Origin of the sequence: Pseudomonas sp. PP3 (genome assembly GCF_905336995.1) — a bacterium.
Taxonomy (GTDB): domain Bacteria; phylum Pseudomonadota; class Gammaproteobacteria; order Pseudomonadales; family Pseudomonadaceae; genus Aquipseudomonas; species Aquipseudomonas reinekei.
The window spans coordinates 3,411,254-3,436,248 of sequence record NZ_HG995459.1 but is presented as its reverse complement, the minus strand read 5'-3'; the positions used below and the strand labels follow the sequence as shown (position 1 = coordinate 3,436,248).

At 59.9% G+C, this 24,995-nt stretch carries 23 protein-coding genes and 1 pseudogene; 11 read left to right on the top strand and 13 right to left on the bottom strand.

The window, feature by feature from the left end; translation table 11 throughout:
• The first annotated feature begins 56 nt into the window (after window positions 1–56).
• Window positions 57–668 (top strand): hypothetical protein, encoded by a 612-nt coding sequence (locus tag KHO07_RS15515; RefSeq protein ID WP_212624786.1) that lies wholly within the window; start codon window positions 57–59, stop codon window positions 666–668.
• 12 nt (window positions 669–680) lie between these two features.
• On the opposite strand, the gene KHO07_RS29185 is transcribed toward KHO07_RS15515, so the two are convergent.
• The gene (locus KHO07_RS29185) at window positions 681–1,463 is read right to left on the bottom strand and encodes a hypothetical protein (RefSeq protein ID WP_191635199.1); all 783 of its coding nucleotides are present in this window, start codon (window positions 1,461–1,463) and stop codon (window positions 681–683) included.
• Window positions 1,464–1,656: 193 nt separating this feature from the next.
• On the opposite strand from KHO07_RS29185, the gene KHO07_RS15505 reads away from it, so the two are divergent.
• On the top strand, window positions 1,657–2,325 hold the full coding sequence (locus KHO07_RS15505; RefSeq protein ID WP_212624785.1) for an ATPase: 669 nt from the start codon (window positions 1,657–1,659) through the stop codon (window positions 2,323–2,325).
• A gap of 5 nt (window positions 2,326–2,330) precedes the next feature.
• Here KHO07_RS15505 and KHO07_RS15500 read toward each other — a convergent pair whose 3' ends face one another.
• The 7 genes and pseudogenes from KHO07_RS15500 to KHO07_RS15475 all read right to left on the bottom strand — a co-directional run bounded on the left by KHO07_RS15500 (window position 2,331) and on the right by KHO07_RS15475 (window position 10,128).
• Window positions 2,331–3,215 (bottom strand): serine hydrolase domain-containing protein, encoded by an 885-nt coding sequence (locus KHO07_RS15500; protein ID WP_212624784.1) that lies wholly within the window; start codon window positions 3,213–3,215, stop codon window positions 2,331–2,333.
• A gap of 344 nt (window positions 3,216–3,559) precedes the next feature.
• Entirely contained in the window at window positions 3,560–4,846 is a 1,287-nt protein-coding gene (locus KHO07_RS15495) for an FAD-binding oxidoreductase (protein WP_150732682.1), read from the bottom strand.
• Window positions 4,847–4,869: 23 nt separating this feature from the next.
• Window positions 4,870–4,968 (bottom strand): annotated as a pseudogene (locus tag KHO07_RS29430) (metal ABC transporter ATP-binding protein); the annotation flags it as partial.
• 15 nt (window positions 4,969–4,983) lie between these two features.
• A complete protein-coding gene (locus tag KHO07_RS15490) occupies window positions 4,984–6,348 on the bottom strand; it encodes a glutamine synthetase family protein (protein ID WP_212624783.1) in 1,365 nt (454 codons plus the stop codon).
• Window positions 6,349–6,668: 320 nt separating this feature from the next.
• Complete coding sequence (gene chrA / locus KHO07_RS15485) at window positions 6,669–8,015, bottom strand: chromate efflux transporter (RefSeq protein WP_212624782.1); 1,347 nt, start codon at window positions 8,013–8,015, stop codon at window positions 6,669–6,671.
• A 134-nt stretch (window positions 8,016–8,149) separates the two neighbouring features.
• Window positions 8,150–9,148 (bottom strand): GTP 3',8-cyclase MoaA, encoded by a 999-nt coding sequence (gene moaA / locus KHO07_RS15480; RefSeq protein WP_212624781.1) that lies wholly within the window; start codon window positions 9,146–9,148, stop codon window positions 8,150–8,152.
• 128 nt (window positions 9,149–9,276) lie between these two features.
• The gene (locus KHO07_RS15475; protein WP_212624780.1) at window positions 9,277–10,128 is read right to left on the bottom strand and encodes a CAP domain-containing protein; all 852 of its coding nucleotides are present in this window, start codon (window positions 10,126–10,128) and stop codon (window positions 9,277–9,279) included.
• Window positions 10,129–10,269: 141 nt separating this feature from the next.
• On the opposite strand from KHO07_RS15475, the gene KHO07_RS15470 reads away from it, so the two are divergent.
• The 7 genes from KHO07_RS15470 to KHO07_RS15440 all read left to right on the top strand — a co-directional run bounded on the left by KHO07_RS15470 (window position 10,270) and on the right by KHO07_RS15440 (window position 16,995).
• On the top strand, window positions 10,270–10,890 hold the full coding sequence (locus tag KHO07_RS15470; protein ID WP_212624779.1) for a cell wall hydrolase: 621 nt from the start codon (window positions 10,270–10,272) through the stop codon (window positions 10,888–10,890).
• Window positions 10,891–11,078: 188 nt separating this feature from the next.
• Entirely contained in the window at window positions 11,079–11,819 is a 741-nt protein-coding gene (locus KHO07_RS15465; protein WP_150732688.1) for a glycosyltransferase family 2 protein, read from the top strand.
• The gene (locus KHO07_RS15460; protein WP_150704572.1) at window positions 11,816–12,094 is read left to right on the top strand and encodes a lipid-A-disaccharide synthase N-terminal domain-containing protein; all 279 of its coding nucleotides are present in this window, start codon (window positions 11,816–11,818) and stop codon (window positions 12,092–12,094) included. The genes KHO07_RS15465 and KHO07_RS15460 overlap by 4 nt, the downstream gene beginning before the upstream one ends.
• 3 nt (window positions 12,095–12,097) lie before the next feature.
• On the top strand, window positions 12,098–13,621 hold the full coding sequence (locus KHO07_RS15455; RefSeq protein WP_212624778.1) for a glycosyltransferase family 39 protein: 1,524 nt from the start codon (window positions 12,098–12,100) through the stop codon (window positions 13,619–13,621).
• A gap of 268 nt (window positions 13,622–13,889) precedes the next feature.
• A complete protein-coding gene (locus tag KHO07_RS15450; protein ID WP_212624777.1) occupies window positions 13,890–14,927 on the top strand; it encodes an isopenicillin N synthase family oxygenase in 1,038 nt (345 codons plus the stop codon).
• Between the two features lies 1 nt (window position 14,928).
• Complete coding sequence (locus KHO07_RS15445; RefSeq protein WP_212624776.1) at window positions 14,929–15,876, top strand: hypothetical protein; 948 nt, start codon at window positions 14,929–14,931, stop codon at window positions 15,874–15,876.
• Between the two features lie 39 nt (window positions 15,877–15,915).
• The gene (locus KHO07_RS15440) at window positions 15,916–16,995 is read left to right on the top strand and encodes a putative urea ABC transporter substrate-binding protein (protein ID WP_212624775.1); all 1,080 of its coding nucleotides are present in this window, start codon (window positions 15,916–15,918) and stop codon (window positions 16,993–16,995) included.
• 68 nt (window positions 16,996–17,063) lie between these two features.
• Here KHO07_RS15440 and KHO07_RS15435 read toward each other — a convergent pair whose 3' ends face one another.
• Window positions 17,064–17,579: a DoxX family protein gene (locus KHO07_RS15435; RefSeq protein WP_212624774.1), complete on the bottom strand. Its 516-nt coding sequence runs from the start codon at window positions 17,577–17,579 to the stop codon at window positions 17,064–17,066.
• Between the two features lie 371 nt (window positions 17,580–17,950).
• Here KHO07_RS15435 and KHO07_RS15430 point away from each other — a divergent pair, with 371 nt between their 5' ends.
• Window positions 17,951–19,453, top strand: a complete 1,503-nt coding sequence (locus KHO07_RS15430; protein ID WP_212624773.1) for an aldehyde dehydrogenase family protein — start codon at window positions 17,951–17,953, stop codon at window positions 19,451–19,453.
• Window positions 19,454–19,536: 83 nt separating this feature from the next.
• Here KHO07_RS15430 and KHO07_RS15425 read toward each other — a convergent pair whose 3' ends face one another.
• The 3 genes from KHO07_RS15425 to KHO07_RS15415 form a co-directional block, all read right to left on the bottom strand.
• Window positions 19,537–19,866 carry a hypothetical protein gene (locus tag KHO07_RS15425; RefSeq protein ID WP_150732693.1) on the bottom strand — a complete coding sequence of 110 codons (330 nt, stop codon included), beginning with the start codon at window positions 19,864–19,866 and terminating at the stop codon, window positions 19,537–19,539.
• A gap of 512 nt (window positions 19,867–20,378) precedes the next feature.
• A complete protein-coding gene (locus tag KHO07_RS15420) occupies window positions 20,379–20,882 on the bottom strand; it encodes a GNAT family N-acetyltransferase (protein WP_212624772.1) in 504 nt (167 codons plus the stop codon).
• A 189-nt stretch (window positions 20,883–21,071) separates the two neighbouring features.
• Window positions 21,072–23,021 (bottom strand): DNA topoisomerase III, encoded by a 1,950-nt coding sequence (locus KHO07_RS15415; RefSeq protein ID WP_212624771.1) that lies wholly within the window; start codon window positions 23,019–23,021, stop codon window positions 21,072–21,074.
• Window positions 23,022–23,288: 267 nt separating this feature from the next.
• Between KHO07_RS15415 and KHO07_RS15410 the strand changes: the two genes are divergently transcribed.
• Window positions 23,289–23,657, top strand: a complete 369-nt coding sequence (locus tag KHO07_RS15410; protein WP_212624770.1) for a DUF427 domain-containing protein — start codon at window positions 23,289–23,291, stop codon at window positions 23,655–23,657.
• 50 nt (window positions 23,658–23,707) lie between these two features.
• Here the strand turns inward: KHO07_RS15410 and lldD are convergent, their stop codons facing one another.
• Window positions 23,708–24,859: an FMN-dependent L-lactate dehydrogenase LldD gene (gene lldD / locus KHO07_RS15405; RefSeq protein WP_212624769.1), complete on the bottom strand. Its 1,152-nt coding sequence runs from the start codon at window positions 24,857–24,859 to the stop codon at window positions 23,708–23,710.
• Between the last annotated feature and the right edge of the window lie 136 nt (window positions 24,860–24,995).

The window sequence follows — 24,995 nt, the reverse complement described above, 5'->3', positions numbered from 1 at the left end:
ATTTTTGTGTGTTTGATCTAGCGTTAAATATCAATTCTTACGCAGGGAATGCACCCATGACCGAAACGTTGCTGTTCCAAGGGCCTTTTTTCGACTATCTGCTGACCCAGGTACCATTGGCGGGTACGCGATATTTCAACCATGGCTCCTTGAGCGTGTTGTTTGAAGATGATTCGCGTCTGTTTCGGCTCACCCGGGATGGCGGTGGGCATGTGTTTTTAGTCAAGGAGTCTGCAGCCGGTAACCCGAATGTAGTTAAGGTGTTGAAGGATTACGGTCCTGTTGCGCCTTCGGATGAGGATCGCAAGATCGGATTCTACTATTGGCTAGCCGAAGTAGAGCGGCTCGAGGAACTGCCCGATACGGATGAACGGACACTGCGATTGGAACAGGCTTTCGACTTGCTGGAGTATGACAGCGCCGATCTGCCTCAACAGATTGAAGCGGCCAGTGCTGAATTTCCGGAATTCCATTCTCTGTTCCACACCCTTGAACTCGCCCGGCGATTTGCGCTAGAACGTGGCGATTTGCCGGATCCGAACATCAGCAATGTAATGGTCAGGCCTTCTACCGGCGAGTGGGTGTGGATCGACGCACTGACTTCAACTGAATACATGCCGGAGGAGGCCACACTGATCCGCCTGGAAGCAATGCGGGCAGGCGATTGAGCGCAAAGATTATCAGCGCGCCGGCGCGCGCAATTGCCCAATCTTTTTCGTCAATTGCTCCCGAGCCGCATCCAGTGAGCCCGCGTTGGTTTTTACGGACAGTGCCGCCTTGTCCTTGCGCCCCAGGAAATAGCTGATGCGCTCGGCGTTGGCGCCGGAGGGGTGGGGCAAGCCGCTCAATACCTGTTCCGGGCGCAGCAGGCCAAGGGTCAACAGGTATTCGAACACTTCGCCGACCTTGGGGCCCAGTGGCACGTACACGCAGTTGGCGGGCAGTGCGCGGATTTCTTCGCTCAGGTGATTTTCTATCTGATTGCGCAGGCTGGCGCGGCTCAGCAATCCAGGGTTACCGCTGTAGTTCTCGCCGTTCAGGAATACCGGATAACGCAGCGCCGAGGTGTAGTGCACCCAGTGTCGATGGGATTCGAACAGTCGTTCGCAGCTATCGATGCCCAGGTAGGTCTGCACACCGATGTGATCCAGCATGGCAATCAGGTTCGGTCGCATCGGCCCCGAGAAGCTCGCGGTTTCCTTGGCGGCCTGCTTGGCCAGGGCCACCGATGCGCCGTTGCGTAATTGGCGGCGGGCCTCGTTGAGCGCATTCATCGCTTGTTGCAGGCCTGGGGTGATGCCGCAAATGACAATGCGGGCCTGTTCATTGATGTGGTCGAAAGGGGCATAGAAGGTTTGCAGGCTGCCTTCGCTGGATAAAAGCAGGCCTTCAGGCAGCGGCTTGCCAGCCAGAATGAAGGCCTCGTCGGCCATCAGGTGCTGATAATGCTCGAACAGACTCAAATTTTCGTTCTCCAGGCTGGATGCTTCGTTAGTGGCTTAAAGGTAGCGGATTTATCCGCAAGTGCAGGGCGCGTACGCGTTATGGCTACCATTCATTTGGTCGATATCCATCATTAAAGAATGCAAGTTCTGTTTTTCTGTCATCAGAGGAGGATAGGGTCATACCAATCTCGCCTTTGAAGGAATCAGCGCGATGAGAATCTCGACCTTGCTGGCTTTTGTTGCCGTGTTCAGCGGCAGCGTTGCTGTTGCTGCCCCGGCCGTTGCGGCCGATCCGTCCTGCCACTTTCTGCCCATAGCCGATAGCGCTGCCAGTTTGCAGGAAGCGAAAACCGTGGCGGTGCTCTATAGCGAAAACACCCTCAATACCCAGGAGTATCTGGAGCGCTACCACGCCGTGGCGGTGAATGGCGCGAAGAATCCGCAGCTGGATTCGCGGATCAGCCAGGCGTTTGTCGACAGCTCCGATCCGCAGCGGGCGATTAATTGGTTGATGGGGTCGCTGCAGAAAGAATTCGCTTCGGTGACGGCCTATGACAGCCTCGATGCGGCGGTGCAGGCCCATCCGGATGTGGTAGTGATGCTCGACACTTACAGCCGCCTGGTTTCCAAGCGCAACAGCCAGGTTGAGGCGCGGTTCATGGCCAAATTCTACGATGCGAACTTGCAGTACATCGGCCAGGCTGAGGGCTCGCGTGCCCGGCAAATGCCTTCGGTGTGGGTGCATGGCAAAGCCGCGCCGCAGATTGCCGCGCAGATTGGCCAGCAGACCGAGCTGCAAGTGAATGCGCTGAAGCAATTCGACGCGTCGTTGAAGGCGCTGGTGAATGCCGATACTGCAGGGCATGTCGCCAGCAATTGATGCAGCTAAAGAATTCCCAGGGTTGCCGCCAGATGGTTGACCGCTTCTGCTTCAACCAGCCCATCGTCGCTGCCCTCATGAAACACTGCGCAACTCGCGGATTTACCGGCATGAACGCCGCGATAAACCGCGATGTTGCTGCCGGGGCCGGCGCCGGTGTGTCCGCTCAGGATCAAGCCGCTCGCCACAGGGCCGTGCATCAGGCCGAGCGCGTAGCCGGGGGCGGTCCATGGGCGTCCGGCAATCGGTCCGCCGAGGACGCGCGCTGTTTGCATGTCCTGCAACAGCGGCGCAGGTAGAAAGTCGCCATTCAACACTCGGTCCAGACACCGCGCTGCCTGATCCAGCGGGCCGACCAGCAAGCCGTGATAGACCCAGCCGGGGTCGTAAGTGGCGGCGGTTCCCATGCTCACCCCGTTCAAATCATGCCGGGTCTTTGCCAGATGCGCATTGCACAGGTCGAGGGGCGCGAACACACGCTGCGTTAGCGCCTGTTCAAGGGAAAGGTCGGTGATGCGCTCAATGATGCGTGCAACCCACAGGTAGCCGACGTTCGAGTAGCGCCAGCCTTCACCCGGTGCGTATCGCAATCGACTGGCATCCAGGCGCTGCAGCATTTCATCGGCGGGCCAAGGGGTGTCATTGCGAGCCACGGCGGCGTGGTAGTCGGCGAGTTCGGAATAATCCGCCAGCCCGCCCTCGTGCCGCAGCAGTTGCCGCAGTGTGAACGGCCCCTCCGGAAGGGGATCATCGAGAGCAATCAGCCCGTCTCGCACCAGTGACAGGGCCGCCGCCGCCAGCACGGTTTTGGTGAAGCTCCACCAGGGCACCCTCGTCTTTGGCTGTTGAGGCGTGAGCAAGGTGCCATTCGATACAAGGGAAAAAAGCATGAATCGACTCTGGATGGAGGGCAGGCCCGTTAGGGGTCAGGTGTGTACCAGCGCGATGGTAAACGAAACCACGATCATGCAGGCAAATGCAAAATTCAGATTCATGAAGTGTTCATCCGGAATGGGGGAGATGGTCGCCATTTTGAACAGGTCATCTCCCAATAAAAAATTCGGCTTCATGATTTGAAAGATCGAAACAATTGATACCTGGCGAGAGGGTTTGTGTTGGGGCGAGGACAGATTGCGCGAGGTTGCCGCTGGATATTTCCATCATGGCCGTCACGGGACGGCGGTGGCACAGACAACATCCCTGTTGAAAGTACCCCGGTGCCAAGGCAGACGACTCAGCGCAGTCGCTCGAGCATCTGGTAGTACCACATGCCCGCCGCCAGCATCGGGTTGCCCAGCAAGTCGCCCATCGGCACGCGGATGTGCTGGCACGCGGCGAAGGTGTCGAAGTGTTCGAGCTGCCCGGTGATGGCACGGCCCATGATCTCACCCATGATGTGGGTGGTGGCGATGCCGTGGCCGGAGTAGCCCTGGCAATACCAGACGTTGTCCGAGAGCTTGCCCAGTTGCGGAATGCGGTTGATCACAATGCCCATCGCGCAGCTCCACTGGTAGTCGATGGCCACGCCTTTGAGTGCCGGGAAAGTCTGCTCGATGCACGGCCGCAGTTCGGCGGCGATGTCCCGTGAATCCTTGCCGCTGTAATTGGCGCCACCGCCGAACAGCAAGCGACCGTCGGCGGTCAGGCGGTAGTAGTCGAGGACGAAGCGGCAGTCGTACACGGCGAGGTCTTCGGGGTTGATCTGTTTGGCCAGATCCCCCAGCGGCGCGGTTGTGACGATGCCACCCATGGCCGGGAAAATCTTGCCCTTGAGCTTGCCCGGTTCCAGTTTGTGATAGACGTCACCGGCCAGCAGCACTTGATTGGCATCGATGCGACCGTGGGCGGTGCGCACCCCGGGCGTAGCGCCATGGATGATTTCCAGCACTTCGCTGTTTTCGAAGATCAGCGCGCCCAGGCTGTGCGCCGCCCGCGCTTCGCCGATGCACAGGTTGAGCGGGTGCAAATGCATGTTGCGGGTGTTCTTGATTGCACCATGGTAGAGGTCGCTTTGCAGCAGGTCGCGGACCTGGCTGCGGTCGAGCAGGCTGACTTCATCGGCCATGCCGCGCCTTACGGCTTCGTCGTAATCCTTGCGCAGGCCGTCCATGTGGCTGGGCTTGTAAGCGGCGTGCAGATGGCCGTGCTTGAGGTCGCAGGCGATGCCGTATTTTTCGACGCGTTGCTGGATGATCTGGTGACCGCGCCAGCGCAGGTGCCAGATGAAGTCGTCGACTTCCTCGCCGAGGGTGCGGCGCATTTGTTTGCGCATCGCTTCATCGCCCGACAGGCTCCCGGTGACCTGGCCACCGTTGCGCCCAGTGGCGCCCCAGCCGATTTTATGGCTTTCGACGATGGCGACTTTCAGGCCTTTTTCCGCGAGCTCGACAGCGGTGGCGACGCCGGTAAAACCGCCGCCGATGATCACCACGTCGACCCGGTGCAGGCCTTGCAGTATCGGGTAATCGGTGTCCTGGTTGAGGGTGGCGGTGTAGTAGGAATTGCAGCGTTGTTGAGTCATGGTTTTGTCCAGGTAAAGAGAGTTACCTGTGGGAGCGAGCCTGCTCGCGATAGCGGTGTGTCATTGAGCAATGATGTTGGCTGACACGGCCTCTTCGCGAGCAGGCTCGCTCCCACAGGGATTGGGGTACCGACGGGTTACGCCTCAGTCAAATACCAACGCCAATCCTGCTCACCCACTTGCGCCATGAACTGCCGATACTCGGCACGTTTGACTGCCAGATACACCCCAAGAAATTCCTGCCCCAACGCATCCCGCGCCCACGACGAGTTTTCCAGTGCCGTCAGCGACGTCAGCCAGTCGGTGGGCAGCACTTGCGTGGCCTGTGCGTAGCCGTTGCCTTCTACCGGTTCGCCCGGATCAAGGTTTTCGCTGATGCCGCGATGAATGCCGGCGAGGATCGCCGCTGCCGCCAGGTACGGGTTGGCGTCGGCGCCGCAGATGCGGTGTTCAATGTGCCGGCTGTTGGCCGGGCCGCCTGGTACGCGCAGGCTCACGGTGCGGTTGTCGACACCCCAGGTCGGCGCCAGCGGCGCGTAGCTGTTGGCCTGGAAACGCCGGTAGGAGTTGGCGTTAGGGCAGAACAGCAACAGCGAATCGAGCAAGGAGGCGAGCATGCCGCCAATGGCCGTGCGCAGCAGCGGTGTGCCCGCCGGGTCCTCGGAGGCAAACAGGTTGTGGCCATCGGCGTCGGCGATGCTGACGTGCATGTGCATGCCGGTGCCCGCCAGATGATCGAACGGCTTGGCCATGAAAGTGGCTTGCATGCCGTGCTGGTGGGCAATGGCTTTGACCAGGCGTTTGTAGCGTACTGCCTGGTCCATCGCCTGCAAGGCATCGCCGTGTTCCAGGGTGATTTCCACCTGGCCCGGTGCGTATTCGGAAATCGCCGTGCGCGCTGGAATGCCGTGGAGTTTGCACGCCGAATAGAGGTCGGCGAGGAACGGTTCGATCTGTTCCAGCTCGCGCAGGCCGTATACCTGGGTGTGTTGCGGTCGACCGCCGTCAGCATCCAGCGCCGGTTGCGGGCGGCCGAGATGATCGCGCTTGGCATCGAGCAAGTAGAACTCCAGCTCACACGCCATGACCGGGTAGTAACCCTCGGCCTTCAAACGCTCGATCACGTTGATCAGCAGGTGGCGCGGGTCGGCGATGCTCGCCGGCATGCCTTGTTGCGGGTGCATGCTGACTTGCACCGCGGCCGTCGGAATCTGCCGCCACGGCAACCGCACCAGACTGCCTTCGAGGGGGTAGGCACGGCAATCGATGTCGCCCACATCCCAGACCAGCCCGGAGTTCTCGACATCGTCGCCCTGCAAGGTCAGGCCGAGGATGGTGCTGGGCAGCGGACGACCGCTTTCATACACCGCCAGCAGTTCTTCGCGGTGCAACAGTTTGCCGCGCGGCACGCCGTTGGCATCGAGAATGAACAGCTCGATCATGTCGATATCAGGGTTGTTCGCCAGAAAAGTCTGGGCGTCTTCAAGGGCTGCGAATTTCATGGTTCGTCACTCACGTTGGCGTCCTGCGGACGCACGGATTCGGGCCTCGGCACGACGACGGATACACAGATCCGGGGCATGCAGGCAAAGGATTAGCGAAGGAGGGGGCTCTACGCGTTTGGGGCGCGATCAGGCGAGCAGGGTGCTATCCGGCGGACGTGCGGAGTGACGGAGTTTGGAACGGCTCAAGGCCATGGGCAGGTTGACAATGCGGTTCATAACGGATGTTTCCGGCATTGGAGTTCGTCGGCGGCAGGTGGACCTGCCAGCCGGGCGTGTCTGGATACTAGGGGGGAATGCGACGCCTGTAAATGTTTCATTCACCGCAGCAGGTGCACGCCAAGACCGATCAACCCACAGCCGATCAACACTTCGATCACGCCCCGCTTGAAGCGGAACAAGGCAATGGCCGCCGCAATGGCGATCAGCAACGAGGGCCAGTCCAGGGGATTGTCGAAGCCTTTGGGCCAAAGCACGTGGTAACCGAAAAAGCATGCCAGGTTGAGAATCACCCCCACCACGGCAGCGGTGATCGCCGTCAACGGTGCGGTGAATTTCAGTTCGTTGTGCGTCGATTCCACCAACGGCCCGCCGACGAGGATGAACAGGAACGAAGGCAGGAAGGTGAACCAGGTCACCAGCGTTGCCGCGACGGCACCGGCGACAAAGGCCTGGTCCGGGCCGAAGACTTGCAGCACGTAGCCCCCGATAAAGCCGACGAACGCCACCACCATGATCAGCGGCCCGGGCGTGGTTTCACCCAGCGCCAGGCCGTCGATCATCTGCGTCGGCGTCAGCCATCCGTAATGACTGACTGCGCCCTGATAGACATACGGCAACACCGCGTAAGCGCCACCAAACGTCAGCAGCGCCGCTTTGGTGAAGAACCAGCTCATTTGCGTGAGCGTGCCGTCCCAGCCGAACAACGCGGTCAGTGTGGCCATGGGCAATGTCCACAGGAACACACCGATCACGGCCAGGCGTATCACCTTCCGGCCGCTGAAATGGGCGTGCTCAGGCGGTGGTGTGTCATCGTCGATGAGTGCCGGGCCGAAGGTTTTTCGCGCAGCGCTGTGGCCACCGGCGCGGAATTTTTCTGGTGCCAGGCGCCCGCCGAAGTAACCGATCACCGCGGCACCGAGCACGATCAGCGGAAACGGCACGTTCAGCGCAAAGATCGCGACGAAGGATGCGGCAGCGATGCCCCACAGCCAGCCGTTCTTTAATGCCCGCGAGCCGATCCTGTGGGCGGCTTGCAATACGATCGCCGTCACCGCCGGCTTGATCCCGTAAAACAGGCCAGCCACCACCGGCACTTCACCGAAGGCGATGTACACCCAGGACAAGCCGATCAGGATGAACAGCGATGGCAGCACAAACAGCACACCCGCGATCACGCCACCCCAGGTGCGGTGCATCAGCCAGCCGATGTAGGTCGCCAGTTGCTGGGCCTCGGGACCGGGCAGCAACATGCAGTAGTTGAGCGCGTGCAAAAAGCGTCGCTCGGAGATCCAGCGCCGGCGCTCGACCAGCTCCTGATGCATGATCGAAATCTGTCCCGCCGGTCCGCCGAAACTGATGAAGCCGAGCTTGATCCAGAAGCGCAAGGCTTCGCGCAGGCTGATGGCTTGAGGCAGGGACTGTTCCGGTTCGGGTGAGACGCTCAAGCCTGAGCTCCTTGTGTCGATGCGCGTGGAGGCGATGACACTAGCGATGCTTGAGCGATTTGGAAAGTCGATGTTTCATCTGAACCGCTTGCTGGACAAGCAGATCGATGATTTGGCTCTGACGATCGTCGGTTTCAGCCGCCGGTCATGTTCATGAAGCGAACGACCTGAACCTCGTCGTTCACCTCGAAACTGTGTCGATAGGGCTTGAGTTTCATCGCTTCGATGATGGCTTTCTCCAGGCGTTCGGGCTGCCCTGGATGGCTACGCAACACGGCCTTCAAATCCACAGAATGCTCATTGCCCAGGCACAGCAGCAAGCGACCCTCCACCGTCAGCCGCACCCGGTTGCAGGTGTCGCAGAAGTTGTGGCTGTGGGGCGAAATGAACCCCAGGCGAATCTGCGGTGCCTCGGCCAGCCGCCAGTAGCGCGACGGGCCTTGGGTCGACTCGGCGGATTCAATCAACGTGTAGCGTTCGGCGATTCGTTCGCGGACCTGGCTGCTTGCGAAAAACGATTCGGCGCGGCTGTGTTCATCGATGATGCCCAGCGGCATTTCTTCAATGAAGGAAATGTCGAGATTGCGCTCGATGGCAAAGCTCACCAGATCATTGATCTCGTGATCGTTGCGGCCCTTCATCACCACACAATTGAGTTTGGTATGGCGAAAGCCTGCATGGATTGCGGCGTCGATGCCCTTGATCACTTGAGCCAGATCACCGGTGCGGGTCAGTTCGCGAAAGCGTTGCGGGTCCAGGCAGTCAAGGCTGATGTTGAGGCGTCTGACCCCGGCGTCGAACAGCGGCCGGGCCAGTTTGGCCAACTGCGAGCCGTTGGTAGTCATGCACAATTCACGCAGGCCGGGCAGGGCGGCGATCTTTTCGCACAGTTGCACCACGCCCTTGCGAATCAGCGGTTCGCCACCGGTCAGGCGAATCTTGCGGGTGCCCAGCGCGACGAAGCTTTCGGCTACTTGATAAATCTCTTCCAGGGTCAGCACCCGTTGGCGCGGCAGAAACTGCATGTCCTCGGCCATGCAATACACGCAACGGAAATCGCACCGGTCAGTGACCGACATCCGCAGATAGTCCACGCGGCGGGAGAACCCATCGATCAAAATTCGTTCCGACATGACATCCCCGCGTGGCGTCTGGTGTGGCGTACTCCGCGATTAACGGCTTGTGCGCAGACTAAGAGCATCGGGCAGGGACGTCCAATCAGTATCAGTAACCGCTTGATCGAGCGGATCTATGATGGGATCTACTGCGCGCCAAACATCGCCGTCCAGTAAATCCCTGCATCACTCTTCGGATCATTGGCATACGCCGCGCCCAATTCGTTGAACTGTGGGTTCATCAGGTTGGCGCAGTGGCCTGGGCTGGCCAGCCAGCCGTCGACGACTTTGCGCACGGTGTCTTGCCCGGCGGCGATGTTTTCGCCGATTTGCTGGAAGTTGTAGCCGGCCAGCTCCGCGCGGTCGCCCGGGGTACGGCCGTCGCGATCCTTGTGGTCGAAGAAATTGTTGTTGGCCATCGAGCGGGAGTGGGCTTCGGCGGCGGCGCCGAGCGTAGCGTTCCAGGCCAGTGGCGTGGTCGCGTTGAACGCTTGCGTGCCGCACTGGCGCGGTTTGGTGCGTGCGGCATTGAGTTCGGTGAGTAACTTCTGGCCTTCGGCCTGCCAGTCACCCAAGCGTGCACTCAACAGTGGACGCGCCACGACAATTCGCCACTCACGGTCCTGGCGGCTCACGCCGACATCGACAAATTGCGGGTCGAGCACGATCTGGCAAAAACTTTCCTGAATCGCTTTCATCGCCGATGACGCATCGCGCGGCCCGGAGAGGCTGATCGCCTGCACGTTCTTCATCGGGTAGCCCGCCGTCACCATGGCCTGCTGCAAATTGCCGATGCTGGTGGCCGACAGCGCCAAACGTGGGTCGGCCGCCAGCGGTGGCAATTCCGATGAGACCTGGCCGGCGCAACGTTGCAACTGGCTGCGATAGACGTTGATCGATTCGATCAACTGCGACTCTTCGCTCGCCACGGCGCTGGCGGCCAACAGCAGGCCCACTGACAAACCGGCAAAACGCAGGGCGGATGGTAGGAAACGCATGGATATCTCCTTGAGCTGACTGCGCCCATGATGCGCGAAGTTACCTTGTCACAGGCAACGGATTTTCCCGAAAGTTGTGGCGCAAGTGCAATCATTTCACTACTACACTCAAGCGAACTGCCACCAGAGTATTGTCCAACCATGCGCCATAACTGGATAGCTACCTGCCTCGCCCTGATAGTGCTCGCCGGTCCGGCATTCGCCGCCGATCAACAGCAAACCCGAAAAGTCGCCGAAGACAAGGCCGAGGTACTGGAGCAGAAGGCTGCCGACAACAGCAGTCCGGCACCGGTCCCCAAGTCTGAAGCCATCACCCAACCCGAAGTGCAGGCCGTGGACCCGGCGGGCAAGGCGCCGCTGGACGACGCTATTACCTGTCTCGCCCGGTCGATCTACTGGGAGGCCAAAGGCAAGGACGCTGCCGATATGGAAGCGGTGGCCAACGTGGTCATGAACCGCCTCGGTCATGGAGGTTTTCCCGATACGGTTTGCGGTGTGGTCAAGCAAGGCTCGGAAACCAGGAACTGCCAGTTCTCCTGGTGGTGTGACGGGCGCGCCGACTCGGTTCAGGAGGAAGTGCCTTACGCGATGGCCAAGGAAATCGCGCGCAAGGCGCTGAACAAGCAACTGCCGGATCGCACCAAAGGCGCACTTTACTTCCACGACCGCACGGTGAAACCCAATTGGGCCAAGGAGTACACCAACACCGCGAACATCGGGTTGTTCAAGTTCTACAAGCCCCAAGGCGGGGATGCGAAGTAGTCGCTTTTAAGGGGAACACCGTTCGCAATTCATCCAGACCACCGAAACTGAAACATTTCTGTTCTACAAGCTTCATGACAACACAACGCGTTAGAAACGTCATGAGTGGAACAGAACATGGAACAGGCGTGGTTATCGAGCAGTAGCACCGCACCGATCGGTGCGTCCGTACGGGGCCGTGGGACTCCATGAGCCAGGACATTTTTGTATCCGTACTGATTCCGGCAAAAAACGAAGCGAACAACCTCAAGCCATTGCTTGAGGAAATCCGCGTGGCGCTGGCTGACGAGGCCTACGAAATCATCGTCGTCGACGATGGCAGTACCGATGCCACCCTGCACGAACTGCGGCAGATCAAGCACAACGGCTTGAGCGCCTTGCGCATCCTGCACCATGAACGTTCGCTGGGGCAGAGCACTTCGCTTTACCACGCGGCCCGCGAAGCGCGCGGCCAGTGGCTGGCGACCCTCGACGGGGACGGGCAAAACGACCCGGCGGATATCCCTGGCATGCTGGCGCTGGTGCGCGGCGAACCGGGCAGGGTCGATGTGCAGTTGGTGGCAGGGCACCGGGTCAATCGTCGCGACACCGCGAGCAAACGCTGGGCGTCGCGCTTCGCCAACGGCCTGCGCAGCCGTTTGCTCAAGGACGCCACGCCGGACACCGGTTGCGGCTTGAAACTGGTCGAGCGCACGGCGTTTCTGCGCCTGCCGTATTTCGACCACATGCATCGCTACATTCCGGCCCTGATCCAGCGGCACAACGGCCGAATGATCGTTCACCCGGTGAACCACCGGCCACGGACGACCGGGGTGTCCAAGTACGGCAACCTCGACCGTGCCCTGGTGGGCATTCTCGATCTTGTCGGGGTGTGGTGGCTGATCCGCCGGACCCGCCTGAACACCCATGCACAGGAGATCGAAGGATGATGCTGACCCGTGAAGCCCTGTGGTTGATGGTCGGCTTCGCCGGCCAGATTGCGTTTACCGGTCGTTTTGTCTTGCAGTGGCTGTACAGCGAATACAAGAAACGCAGCGTGATTCCTACCAGTTTCTGGTACCTGAGCATCGTCGGCAGCACATTGTTGTTCGCGTATGCGATCTATCGCCAGGACCCGGTGTTCATCGCCGGTCAGGCGTTCGGCTCGATCGTTTATCTGCGCAATTTGCAATTGATCAAAAGAAGCAAAGACCTCAAGGAATAAGTCATGCGCAGAACGCTGCCACCCCGGGTCGAGTGCCTGGGCCTGATGCTCTTTGCCTTGTTATTGATCGGTGCGGGCCTGGGGTTGCGTCAGGCGCAGAACGTCGATGAGGAGCGCTTCCTCGGCGTGGCGCTGGAGATGCTGGACAACGGCTCGTGGCTGATCCCGCACCGGGCTGGGGAAATCTACGGCGACAAACCGCCGATTTTCATGTGGACGGTGGCGTTCTTCGTCTGGCTGACCGGCAAACCGAATATCGCGCTGTATATTCCGGGGCTGTTTTCGGCGGTCACGGTGACGGCAATGGTCTACGACCTTGGTCGTCGCTTGTGGACCCAACGCATCGGACGTATCGCCGCGTTGCTGTACCTGGCGACTTACCAGACCTACAGCATCCTGCGCACCGGGCAGATCGACAGCTTCCTGATTCTGTTCACGACCCTTGGCCTCTACGGGCTGGCGCGACATTTACTGCTCGGGCCGGCCTGGCGCTGGTTCTATGTGGGATGCGCGGCGATGGGGATCGGCGTGATCACCAAAGGCGTCGGATTTCTTCCGGCGCTGATGTTGATCCCGTATGCCTATGCGGTTCGCACAGGCTGGCCCGGCGTGGTGGCAATGCCGGGTGAAGCGCGCAAGTGGCTGCTCGGATGGGTGATCATGCTGGCGGCCATTGCCATCTGGCTGCTGCCCCTGGCCTTGTCCATCGCGTTCAATGGCAGCGCTGATGAAATTGCCTATGCGCGAGAAATTCTCCTGCGCCAGACCGCAGGGCGCTATGCCGCCGCATGGCACCACCGCGAACCGTTCTGGTACTTCTTCACCAACGTCATTCCGCAGTATTGGCTGCCGCTGGTGCTGGTGTTGCCGTGGCTGGTGCCTGCCTGGCGGCGTCAGTTGCAAAAGCGCGACGGTCGGGTGTTGGTGCTGCTGGGCTGGGTGGTCTTGGTCGTGCTGTTTTTCTGCATCAGCAGTGGCAAGCGCAAGTTGTACATCTACCCCGCACTCCCGGGCCTGGTGCTGGTGGCCGCGCCACTGGTGCCGTGGCTGCTGCAACGCTGGTTCCATCAGCGCCCTCGCTTTCGAAAAGTATTCCCGGCGCTGGTCGCGACCTGGTTTGCTCTGTGGTTCGCTCGGGGCTTTGTCGAACCGATCAGGGACGGTACCAACCCCAATGAATCGATCATGGCGCAGGCCAACACCCTGACCCATGGCGCCGATCTGGTGCTGGTCAACTGGAGCGAAGGGCACTGGCTGTTCGCCCGCCAGCCGATCGTACATTTCGGCATGCTTGATTCCACGGTTGAGCGGGCGGCGCAATGGTTGCGTGAGCATCCCGATGACTATGCATTGGTGCCGGATAACGTGCTGAGCCGCTGTTTCAAGCCCGAGGCTGCTCGGGAGTTGGGGGAGAATTCCCGGGCACTCTGGTCGATTGTCGGGGTGGCTGCGGATAACGGGCAGTGTCGTCCAGAGCCGGCGTCTACGGTCTATCGATTCAACGGGGCGTCATTTACTGCGCATTGATTCGGGCTTTAAGGTTCCATTCTGGTGCTTTGCGTGCATCAACAGGAATGCTTCCGAACCTGCAGATTGCACATATACCCATTCAGAATCAACGAGATAAGCGTAAACCCTGCGTGCCACAATCGACGTGGCACGCACATTGCTCGGTCCCACCTGCACCTTTTCGGGTGCCGTAGATCCGGGACGACCCGGAGGCCTCACGGCTTTGTGGGATCTGGACGACCAGGTGACATTTTGACTAATCATCAGGAAGTTACTAATGGCGCCAATGCCTCGCATCACCCCTCATTCCGCCTTCAAGACGCTGCCCCTCGTGGACATTCGCGGGCTGTTTTCGACGAACCTGGCTGATCGGGCGGAAGCCGCTGCCGCGCTGGGAGATGCCGCCTCGCAAGCGGGATTTCTTTACGTGACCGGGCACGGCATCGATTCGCAGGTTATCAACGCTCTCAAGCAGCGGGCGGCGGAGTATTTTGCGCAGCCGCTTGAACAGAAAATGCAGGATTACATCGGTTATTCGAGTAACCACAGCGGTTACGTACCTGAGGGAGAGGAGCAGTTCGTCGAGGGCAGCATCGACCACAAAGAAGCGTTCGATGTCGGTTTCGATTACCCGTTGCCACAGGGACGTCGACCGATGCTTGGCGCCAACCGCTGGCCGGCGTTGCCGGGCTTCAAGCAGGACGTCAAGGCTTACTACGACGCGGTGTTCAGCCTAAGCCTTACGCTTTTCCGCGGCTTCGCACTGGCATTGGGGTTGCCGGAAAATGCCATCAGCCAATACGTCAAACAGCCGCCGAGTCAGCTCCGGTTGATCCATTATCCCTTTTCACCGCAAGCAACAGATCGCCCCGGCATTGGTGCGCACACGGATTATGAGTGCTTCACCATCCTGCTGCCGACGGCTCCGGGCCTGGAAGTACTCAACGGGGCGGGGCAATGGATCGACGTGCCGTTGGTGGACGGGGCCTTTGTCATCAACATTGGTGACATGCTGGAAGTGCTGAGTAATGGTCGGTACGTCGCGACTTCCCACCGGGTTCGTAAAGTCGCCGAGGAGCGTTATTCGTTTCCGATGTTCTGTGCTTGTGATTACGACACGGTCATTGAACCTATCGCTCAGTTAGTCAATGCGGCAACGCCCGGTCGTTATGGTCCGCTGGTTTGTGGCGATCATTTATATGCGCAAACCTTGCAGACGTTCCGCTACCTCAAGCAGCGGCTGGCCAGTGGTGAACTGAGCTTGCCGGACGGCGCCAAGGGCCTGTCTTCTTTCGGTCGCGCCGCCAACGCGATGGAGGTTTGACATGCACCTGTCAGAACTTGTCACCCGCTTCGCGCAACAGCCTGCCCATGGCGTTCCAGACTGGATGCTGGGTTACTACAAGCGCCAGGCGATCAGCTTCGCCGACGGTCTGACCGATACCCAGACCCACGTCTGCTGGTTTCAAAGCCGTAACTTCACCCTCGATTTGCGTCTGCCGATCGAGCAACATCAAGTGCCCGCCAAGCCGCTGGCCGCCTGTACCGTTGAGGAGTTGCAGCAACTGGCTAATTACGAAGGTTGGGAAGCTTTGTGTGCCTGGGAAGGCGACACCCTGAGCTGGCATACCGATACGTCCTTTCAGCTGCATAACCGCTGGCCGGAACCTGGTGTATTGAAGCGTATCGGCAACTGCATGATCGAATTGGCGCCCAGTGGCGCATACGTCGAAGACTGGCGGCTGCAATCGTCTGCGCCAGGTGCATTGATCGGTTTGCGTCTGGTGGAGGACAGGGAGCTGGAGAGCGGCATCGTGCGCCACCGGGGTGGCGGCGTGGTCGTCTGCGGTGACTATGCAGCGATGGTGCTGGGACGGGCACAGCCGCTGGAGAGTGAACCGAAGGGGGAGATGCTGCGCGATAGGGTCGCGCGCTTGGGCGATGACCCGCACTGGCTGAGTCGCGCATTCAACTTTGAAACCTCAGTCGCCCAAGGTTCTTTGGTTGATGGCTATTCGGTAACCCTTTCCACCTGCGCTGCGCGCGTTCGTCAGCCGCTGATGCCGCTGGACGGTTTCGACTGGCTGGAAGATGGCGTTCACGTCAGCCAACGGCTGCAGGTCGATGGCATTGCCCGTGAGCGACTATTTGCCATCGATACGCTGGAACCCCTTGTCCATTACGCGCAAGCCACCGGGTTCAACGGTGATGCTGCGCAATGGTATGAGCGCGAAGCCCCGACATTGAGCCGTTACACCCGGCCAGTCGTTTGAACCCAACGCGTCACCCCATTCATAACCCGTGAGGTTTCCATGAAGGCATTCTCGTGCGTTTTTTACCGTTTCACCGCTGTGTTGCTGGCATTGTCCTGTCTGGCTTTCAGCGCGTCGGCCGCTGAGAAAAAGCAGGAGTTCAAGGTGGCCTGGTCGATTTATTCCGGCTGGATGCCGTGGGGGTATGCCAGCGAACACGGGATCATCGACAAATGGGCAAAAAAATACGGCATCAAAATCGAACTGGTACAGCTCAATGACTACATCGAATCGATCAACCAGTACGCCGCGGGCGCATTCGATGCCTGCGGCATGACCAACATGGATGCGTTGACCATTCCGAGCGCGAACGGGGTCGATACCACTGGTTTGATTCTGGGAGATTACTCCAATGGCAACGATGCCATCATCCTCAAGCACGGCAAGACCTTCGCCGATATCAAAGGCCAGCAGGTCAACCTGGTGGAGCTGTCGGTTTCCGACTACCTGATGTCCAGGGCTCTGGATATTCATGGTCTGAGCCAGCGTGACATCAAGATCATGAACACCTCAGACGCCGATGCGGTGGCTTCTTTCTCCACTACTGGCGTCACTGCAGCCGCGTTGTGGAACCCACAGTTGAGCATGGTGATGAAGCAATCCCCCACGGCGACTCAAGTCTTCACGTCCAAAGAGATTCCGGGGGAAATCATCGACATGATGGCGGTCAACACCGAGACGCTGGCGGCCAATCCTGAGTTGGGCAAGGCGCTGGTGGGCGCATGGTTCGAGACCTTGCAATTGATGTCTGGCGACAATGAACAGGCGCGCGCCGCACGCAGCTCAATGGCCGAGCGCTCGGGCACCGACCTTAAGGGCTACGAAGACCAACTGACGCAGACCATGCTTTTTTACACACCCGCCACGGCTCTTGAGTTTGCCAGTTCCGAGGCTATTCGCCAGACCATGGACAAGGTTCGCACGTTCTCTTTCGCCAAGGGATTGCTCGGTCAGGCGGCTACCAGTGCTGACGCAGTGGGCATGCAGTTCGCCGATGGTTCTACTCTGGGGGACACGAACAACATCAAGCTGCGATTCGACACGCGGTTTGTGAACATGGCGGTGGCCAACCAGCTCTGACCGGGCATCGGCCAAGGAGGTAGAAAAGGGGACTTCATGCAAGTCCCCTTTTGTTTGGCCAGTGGGTATCAGCTATGACTGCGACGCCAGAAGAACCGCGCCAGCAACGCATCGAGACTGAACTTGCCCGGCCCCGAGAGCAGCAACGGCACCAGTGCGGCGAGGTAGATCAGCGGCAGCTTGAAGTTGCCGTAGCCTTTGTTGGTGATCGAGTAACCTTGTGCCAGTTCGCTCAGGCTCGACCAGTCCGCGGGCCAGTGCACGGCGGCGGTTGCGACGATGGTGACCACAATCAGGCTGATCGCTGAAAACCGTGTGGCCAAACCGACCAGCAAGGCGAGGGCGCAGATCAATTCCACCCACATCGACAGTTCCCAGTTCAGCGTCGCCGGCAGGTGGTTGAACGGAAACAGGAAGCGGTCCTGAATGTCGGCGAACCAGTTTTCGCCATTGAATTTCTCCAGGCCCGACTCGAAGAACTCCCAGGCCAGAAACACTCGCAGTGTCAAAGGCGCGATCCAGTTACCGGCGCGATCCAGGTTCAGGTGCAGGCCTTTGACGGCCGACGAAATCGAAGTGCTCATGGACGGTAGTCTCTTTCAAGTCTGTGAGGGTGGGCGACGTGTGCCCGTTAGCGACAGGTGAATTTCAGCAGGCGGGTGTATCTGTGTTGTGTCTTGCGCGCCGGGAATTGAAGGTCTGTTGTGTCAGGGGCGGAGCTGTACACACTGTGATACGTAGCAATCTCAAAGCACCGCATACCCCTGTAGGAGCGCGCTTGCTCGCGATAGCGGTCTGACAGTCAACATTGATTTCGACTGACCGGGCCTCATCGCGAGCCAGCTCGCACACAGCAATCACCGGTCTTCTGGAGAAGCATGCCTTTGGGGCGGATGACGCTCGGGGACTTTTGCTATACATTTTCTGCCCGACCATTACTTGGTGAATCCGCTTCATGTCTCTTGCGCTCGAACGTCTAGTCGCTGGCACGCCGATCCCTTTCGCTGGTAACCGTGTCACTGTGGTCAGCCCCGAATTGGCGGCACGCTTCCAGCCCGGAGATCACCTGCTGGTGGAACAGGTCAGCGGTGAGTTGTTGCTGATCCCGGTGGCTGACCAGCAGGCCGCTGCCGTGGCCATCGAGCGTGCTGAAGCAGCGTTTACCGCGATGTCGGCGGTGTCGGATCAGGCGATCAGCACCTTCTTCGATCTGTTCGCCCAACGCCTGGAAACTGCGGATTGCTGGGCCTTGATCGAAGCGGCCAACCAGGCCGACATCGAGCGGGCCAAGGCCCGTGGTCGTTCGACCACGCGTTTGCTGGCCGATGAACGCATGCGCCGCGACATGATTGCCGGCCTGCGCGCCTGGCGTGATGCCTCGGCCACGCGCGGTAAGGTGATCAGCTGCGTCGAGCACGATGGCTGGAAGGTCGAGCAAGTGGTCTCACCGCTGGGCATCGTCGCGTTTGTTTTCGAAGGCCGGCCGAATGTCTTCGCCGATGCCGCTGGCGTGTTGCGCACCGGGAACACGGCGGTGCTGCGCATCGGCAGCGATGCATTGGGCACCGCCCAGGCGATTGTTGCCCATGCTCTGAATCCGGCACTGAGCGATGCCGGGTTGCCGAGCGGCGCGGTGTCGCTGGTGGAAAGCGTCAATCACGCAGCCGGTTGGGCGATGTTCGCCGACCGGCGCCTGTCGCTGGCCGTGGCCCGGGGTTCGGGACGTGCGGTCAGCCAGTTGGGCAGTATCGCGCAACAGGCCGGCACCGCTGTCAGCCTGCACGGCACCGGTGGCGCGTGGCTCGTTGCTGATACCGCCGCCGATACCACCCGCTTCGCCAGCGTGGTGCGCAATTCCCTCGACCGTAAAGTCTGTAACACCCTGAATGTGTGCCTGATCCAACGTGACCGTGCCGGCGAACTGGTGCCGGTGTTTCTCGATGCCTTGCAGCAGGCTGGCAAGGCCCGGGGCCAAGGCTGCAAGTTGCACATCGTAGAAGGCAGCGAGGCATTCCTTCCGGCGGATTGGCTGAATGCAACCGTCGAGGTGTATCGCGCCGAAGGCTACCAGACCGAAGCACTGGCCGAACCGCTGCCCGAGGATCAACTGGGCCGCGAGTGGGAATGGGAAGAAACCCCGGAAGTCAGCCTGAAAATCGTCGACGACCTGGACAGCGCCATCGCCTTGTTCAATCGCTACAGCCCGCAGTTCACCGTATCGCTGATCAGCGAAGACGCGGCGGCGCAGGAGCGTTTTTATAACGCCGTCAACGCGCCTTTCGTTGGCAACGGCATCACCCGTTGGGTCGATGGCCAGTACGCGCTCAATAAGCCGGAACTGGGTTTGTCGAACTGGGAGAGCGGGCGCCTGTTTGCGCGCAGTGCGATTCTTTCTGGCGATGGCGTGTTCACCATTCGCAGCCGCATGACCCAGGTCGATCTGGGCGTCAAACGCTGAGTGATCCTGCTGGACAAAAAAAGGGCCTGCTCTAATTAAGAGCAGGCCCTTTTTATTTATAAGTCAGCAATGACTCATTTCAATTAGTAGAACCGATCAATCACCCGAACTTCGTTCTTGTTCTGCATCGAGTCCCAAGCCTGTTTCAGCGTTTGCAGAACATTGCCGATGAAGTCCTTGTCGGCCGCGGCTTTCTTGCCGACATAGCCCTGGCCGCGGCGGTACATCTTCAGTCGGGCGAGCAGGTTCTGGTTGTTCTGGTCGAACTCCGCTTCATGGGCATGTGGCGACAGGCAGTCAATGTGAACCTGACCCGATTTGCTGATCCACAGGATATGGCTGTCGTGGCTGTCTTTTTGCGCAGCGAACATACGAGCCAGTTCTTCGATAGTAGGTTGATTGTTCAGATTCATGATTAAAGCCCCCTTGACCATTTGGTGATCTTTCAAAGTTGATTCGCTAATACAAGTAGCCCATCGGTTAGTTGATCCCTGGCACCGAAACCAGGACGTCAGCAGTCGTCCGTCATAAGCGACGAGGTCCCGCGTCTGTTGCATGTAGTCGTGTTGAATAACTGCTACGCAATAGCGTCACAACGAAGAGAAGCAGCGATTACCTTTGGCCCCTGCCGACGTTTTCAGGGTCGGCCACAAGCTTCATGAGGATGGATCGCCAGCGCTTCTCGTCCTTGTACTGGACGTTCAGGCCAGGTCAGCTTCTTCAATCTGCCTTGTGGGCAGCGTGTATCCGGAAAAAACAGCTCGGCGGTCAGACGAGCTTGCTCAAGCGTGTTGCGTGTACTCCCGATCGGGGAGACGTCTGCATCATGCAAGGGCAAATCGTGCTCGTCAACGGTTTTGTAGTGATTATTTTCAAGCACTACATATTGTCGGACAAAGCTGTGGGGAATTAAAAAAAGCGCCGGTCAGGTTGACGGCGAGGGTGCCTCGAAGCGGTAAAAGGTGCAGGGGTAACCTTCTGCCATGAGCGAATGCCGAGTGAATCGGCCTGCGCTAATACCGGGCATCACGGCGGCCCAGAACTGCCGCGCAGGCGGGTTGGCCTCGATGTGGAAAATTTGCCATTGACCGGGAAACCGGCTCAAGAGGGTGGAAACGACAAACTTCGCGACACCCTGGCCACGAAAGCGTCGACTGACAAACAAATAGCCGATGTTGAATTGGGCGCCGGGCAGGTGAGTGTCGCCATCCACGGTCACGAAACCCGCCAGTTCGCCGTCGACCCGGATCAAAAACGGCCGGGTCGCGGGTTTGTCCCAATAGTCCGGCAGGGCCCGGAGCTGGAAAAAACCGGATTCGCCCAAGGTCAGCGGTAACCATTCGCTGAAGTCGTAGGTGTAGAACTGCATCAGGTTTTCAATGGTTTCCAGTTCGTCGCGATGGGCGGCGTGCAGCGTTATCGAGGGCATGGCGAGGGGCTCCTGATGTCCTTCTGGCAAGGATAGTCCGGCGTATTTTTCCGCGTGGGCACGATCCCTGTAGGAGCCGGCTTGCTGGCGATGGTCGTTAACGATTACGCGTGTGGTCTCGGTGAGCGCGGTGCACCCATCGCCAGCAAGCCGGCGCCTACAAGTGTTGCGTTATCGATAGCGAACGGTTCAAGCCTTGCTCGCCGGTTTCGCCGGGCGTTTGCTGCCAGCCGCCGTTTTGCGCTTGGTGGGTTTGCGCTTGTTTTTCCATGGTGTTGCAGCGCGTCCGGCAGGGCTCGCCGGGCCACTGATGGTCAGGCTCAGGCCGGCGCATCGGCTGACTTGCTTGCTCATCCACGCCGCCTGTTTGGTGACGAACTCTTCGAGGCTCATTTCACCGCTCTGCACCATGTCCAGTGCCTGCTCCCAAATGGCCGTGGTGCCCGGATCGGCAATGGCGCGCGGTACCGCATCGATCAGACTGAACGCGGCTGGCGTGGCAGAAAGCGCCTTACCGTTCTTGATCAGATAACCACGGTCGAGCAAGCCCTGGATGATCGACGCGCGGGTTGCTTCGGTGCCGATGCCGGTGGTGTCCTTGAGTTTTTGCTTGAGCAACGGATCTTCCACCAGTTTGGCGACGTTTTTCATCGCCTTGATCAGGTCGCCCTCGGTGAACGGTTTGGGTGGCTGGGTCCAGAGGTCCTTGAGTTGCACGTTGGCCACTGCGCAATCGATCCCTTCGCGCAGGTTGGGCAAGGTTTGCGGCGCCGGGGCTTCTCGACCCTTGGCCGGAGCGAGGGCCTCGGGCAGGGCGCGTTTCCAGCCGGGTTCGACGATCTGTTTGCCAACCGCGCGCAAGGCTTCACCGGCACAGTCGAAGTCGGCCTGGGTACGGTCGTATTCGTGGTTGGGCAGAAACTGTGCGAGATAGCGTGCCCGGATCAGCGTATAGACCGCGCGGTGCTTGCCGGTCAGGCGTTCGAGGTTTTTCGCCGCCGCGGTGGGAATGATGCCGTGGTGCGCGCTGACCTTGGCATCGTTCCAGGCCCGTGAACGCCGATGGGGCTCCAGATGATCGCGCAAGGCATCCAGTGCCGGATCGGCTTGCCTGAGCGCGGCGAGAATGGCCGGAGCCTCGCTGTGCTGGCTGACGGGCAAATAGCCGCAGTCACTGCGCGGGTAGGTGATCACCTTGTGGGTTTCGTAGAGCGCCTGGGCGATGTCGAGAGTTTCCTGGGCGCCGAGCCCGAGCTTCTTCGAGCAGACTTCCTGCAACGTGCCCAGATCGAACGGCAGTGGCGCGACTTCACGCATGCGCTCGGTGCGCAGCTTGATGACCCTGGCACTTGCTGCGCCCACCATGGCTGCGGCTGCCTGCTGGGCCAGCGCCTGATTCAAGCAGCGATCCTGATCGTCGCAAACCTCGGACGCCGCGCGCCATTGCGCGGTAAAGGCAGTGCTGTCATGCAGCAACTGCACGTCGATGGCCCAGTAGGCGACCGGGACGAAGTCGGCAATGCTGCGATCGCGATCCACCACCAGGCGCAGGGTCGGGGTTTGCACCCGGCCCACCGGCAACACGCCCTGATACCCGGACTGGCGGCCGAGCAGGGTAAACAACCGGCTCATGTTCATCCCGATCAACCAGTCGGCCCGGCTGCGTCCCAGCGCGGAATGGTAGAGGCTGAAGGTTTCGGCGCCAGGCTTGAGCGCCGCGAGGGCCTTGCGGATCGAGGCGTCGTCCAGCGCCGACAGCCACAAGCGGCGGATCGGGCCGCGATACCGGCAATGTTCCACCAGTTCCCGGGCGATCATCTCGCCCTCACGGTCGGCGTCGGTGGCGATGATCAGTTCCGAGGCTTCGCCGAGCAGGCGTTTGACCGCCTTGTACTGGCTCGCCGTACGCGGCTTGACGGTCATCTTCCATTTGTCCGGAATGATCGGCAGGTCGGCCAGCACCCAGCGCTTGTAGCGCGCGTCATAGGCATCCGGCGGTGCGGTTTCCAGCAGATGGCCGATGCACCAGGTGACCGTGACGTCCGTGCCCAGCCAGCAGCCGTCGCCACGGCGTCTGGCGCCGAGCACGGCCGCGATGTCTTTGGCCTGGGAAGGTTTTTCACAGAGGTACAGCCGCATAACCACCATCGTCGATCAGTGTCCGGGGAGGTGCACAGAATGGCGGGTGAGGCGCGCCGGAGCAATCATTATCTGTATGGATGTACAGCTTGGTGTTTCCAGCACCCATTCGGCTGTGAAGCAGTCGTGATTGCTAAAGATGGTTTATACCTGACTGATCACACATTCGATTATCGGGGGCCGCTTCGCAGCCCAGCGGGAGCAAGCTCCCTCGCCACAAGCAGGTGGGGCTCCCACAATTCCATCACCGTCATGAGGAAGATTTCCATGAAAAGCTCAGGTCCCAGCCCTGTCATCACCATCGCCGAGCAGCCCGGTTGCCTGCTGGTGAAGTTTCACGGGATCCAGGTCGCGGCGTCCTCCCGCGCGCTGGTGTTGCTTGAGGCCAATTATCCGCCGGTGTACTACGTGCCCCGCGAGGACATCGACGAGAAGTATTACGCCCGCACCGATCACACCAGTTATTGCCCGTACAAGGGGGATGCCAGCTACTTCAGTTTGCAAATTCCAGGGCATGAAGGTGCGAACGCAGTGTGGAGTTATGAAAATCCCAAGGTGTCGGTGGCGCAGATTCAGAATTACATGGCGTTTTATCCTGACCAGGTGAAATTCGAGGTCGTTGAACTCGACGAGTGAGGGTCGTTCCGGCTGACGAGTCGTTGCGCATACCGCGGCAACGATCATCGTCAGTCGGCACTTCTGATTGCCTGCACCAGCGTGCTTTCGTCGATCTGGGCTATCGACGTCACCCCGGTCAACGTCATCGCCACGCGCATTTCCCTGGCGAAAATATCCAGCATGTTTTCCACCCCGCGTTGACCATCGGCCGCCAGCGCGTAAGCCATCGAACGCCCCAGCAACACGCCTTGGGCGCCCAGCGCGAGCATACGCACAACGTCCAGCCCCGAGCGGATACCCGAGTCGACCAGCACCGTCAGGTCATCGCCGATGGCTTGCTTGATCGGCGGCAATGCCTTGGTGGTCGAGAGCACACCGTCCAGCTGCCGGCCGCCGTGGTTCGACACGACGATGCCATCGGCGCCGAAACTCACTGCGTCTTTCGCATCCTGGGGATCGAGGATGCCTTTGATGATCATCGGGCCTTTCCAGAAATCACGAATCCATTCCAGGTCGCTCCAGCTGATCGACGGGTCGAAGTTGTTCGCCAGCCAGCCCATGTAGTCTTCAAGCGTCACGGCTTTGCCGAGGTACTTCGAGATGTTCCCCAGATCATGGGGGCGGCCCATGAGGCCGACGTTGAAGGCCCAGTCGGGACGGGTCATCGCCTGCAGCATGCGCCGCGATGACGCAAACGGGCCGGACATGCCCGAGTGCGCGTCGCGGTAGCGGGCGCCGGGAGTGGGCATGTCGACGGTGAACACCAGGTTCTTCACCCCCGCAGCCTTCGCCCGTTCCAGGGCGTTTCGCATGAAGCCACGGTCCTTCAGCACATACAGCTGAAACCAGATGGATTGTTCGCTTTGCGCGACGACTTCCTCGATCGAACACACCGAGACGGTGGACAGGCACAGGGGAATGCCCTTGTTCTGCGCCGCTTTCACGGCCTGCACTTCACCCCGGCGGGCGAACATGCCCGTCAGCCCCACCGGCGCGAGGATGATCGGCATTGAAAGGGGCTGATCGAAGAGGGTGGTTTCGAGGCTCAGGGTTTCGACGTTTTTCAGGATGCGCTGGCGCAGGCTGATGCCGGTCAGGTCGGCGCTGTTGGCCCTCAGCGTATGTTCCGCGTAAGCGCCGCCATCGATGTAGTCGAACAAAAAGCGTGGGAGTTTGCGACGTGCTGCCTCGCGATAGTCGGATGCAGAAGAAATGATCATGCCGGTGCCTTGATCTCAGAGGTGACGATTCGTTGGCTCAGGTTAGCCTAAACCAGTAGGAGCCGGCTTGCTGGCGATGCGGGGCAACAGTCGACGCAAGTGTCGCCTGATGACCGTTATCGCCAGCAAACCGGCT

What these genes read in the sequence shown, in the direction of transcription:
- KHO07_RS15420 (WP_212624772.1), bottom strand. Translation starts at nt 20,882, where the DNA reads ATGCCCTCGATAACGCTGCACGCCGCCCATCGCGACGAACTGGAAACC.
- KHO07_RS15495 (WP_150732682.1), bottom strand. Translation starts at nt 4,846, where the DNA reads ATGACTCAACAACGCTGCAATTCCTACTACACCGCCACCCTCAACCAG.
- KHO07_RS15425 (WP_150732693.1), bottom strand. Translation starts at nt 19,866, where the DNA reads ATGAATCTGAACAATCAACCTACTATCGAAGAACTGGCTCGTATGTTC.
- KHO07_RS15460 (WP_150704572.1), top strand. Translation starts at nt 11,816, where the DNA reads ATGATGCTGACCCGTGAAGCCCTGTGGTTGATGGTCGGCTTCGCCGGC.
- KHO07_RS15475 (WP_212624780.1), bottom strand. Translation starts at nt 10,128, where the DNA reads ATGCGTTTCCTACCATCCGCCCTGCGTTTTGCCGGTTTGTCAGTGGGC.
- KHO07_RS15440 (WP_212624775.1), top strand. Translation starts at nt 15,916, where the DNA reads ATGAAGGCATTCTCGTGCGTTTTTTACCGTTTCACCGCTGTGTTGCTG.
- KHO07_RS15470 (WP_212624779.1), top strand. Translation starts at nt 10,270, where the DNA reads ATGCGCCATAACTGGATAGCTACCTGCCTCGCCCTGATAGTGCTCGCC.
- lldD (WP_212624769.1), bottom strand. Translation starts at nt 24,859, where the DNA reads ATGATCATTTCTTCTGCATCCGACTATCGCGAGGCAGCACGTCGCAAA.
- KHO07_RS15430 (WP_212624773.1), top strand. Translation starts at nt 17,951, where the DNA reads ATGTCTCTTGCGCTCGAACGTCTAGTCGCTGGCACGCCGATCCCTTTC.
- KHO07_RS15505 (WP_212624785.1), top strand. Translation starts at nt 1,657, where the DNA reads ATGAGAATCTCGACCTTGCTGGCTTTTGTTGCCGTGTTCAGCGGCAGC.
- KHO07_RS15515 (WP_212624786.1), top strand. Translation starts at nt 57, where the DNA reads ATGACCGAAACGTTGCTGTTCCAAGGGCCTTTTTTCGACTATCTGCTG.
- KHO07_RS15490 (WP_212624783.1), bottom strand. Translation starts at nt 6,348, where the DNA reads ATGAAATTCGCAGCCCTTGAAGACGCCCAGACTTTTCTGGCGAACAAC.
- KHO07_RS15455 (WP_212624778.1), top strand. Translation starts at nt 12,098, where the DNA reads ATGCGCAGAACGCTGCCACCCCGGGTCGAGTGCCTGGGCCTGATGCTC.
- KHO07_RS15450 (WP_212624777.1), top strand. Translation starts at nt 13,890, where the DNA reads ATGCCTCGCATCACCCCTCATTCCGCCTTCAAGACGCTGCCCCTCGTG.
- moaA (WP_212624781.1), bottom strand. Translation starts at nt 9,148, where the DNA reads ATGTCGGAACGAATTTTGATCGATGGGTTCTCCCGCCGCGTGGACTAT.
- KHO07_RS15465 (WP_150732688.1), top strand. Translation starts at nt 11,079, where the DNA reads ATGAGCCAGGACATTTTTGTATCCGTACTGATTCCGGCAAAAAACGAA.
- KHO07_RS15415 (WP_212624771.1), bottom strand. Translation starts at nt 23,021, where the DNA reads ATGCGGCTGTACCTCTGTGAAAAACCTTCCCAGGCCAAAGACATCGCG.
- KHO07_RS15435 (WP_212624774.1), bottom strand. Translation starts at nt 17,579, where the DNA reads ATGAGCACTTCGATTTCGTCGGCCGTCAAAGGCCTGCACCTGAACCTG.
- KHO07_RS15445 (WP_212624776.1), top strand. Translation starts at nt 14,929, where the DNA reads ATGCACCTGTCAGAACTTGTCACCCGCTTCGCGCAACAGCCTGCCCAT.
- KHO07_RS15500 (WP_212624784.1), bottom strand. Translation starts at nt 3,215, where the DNA reads ATGCTTTTTTCCCTTGTATCGAATGGCACCTTGCTCACGCCTCAACAG.
- KHO07_RS15410 (WP_212624770.1), top strand. Translation starts at nt 23,289, where the DNA reads ATGAAAAGCTCAGGTCCCAGCCCTGTCATCACCATCGCCGAGCAGCCC.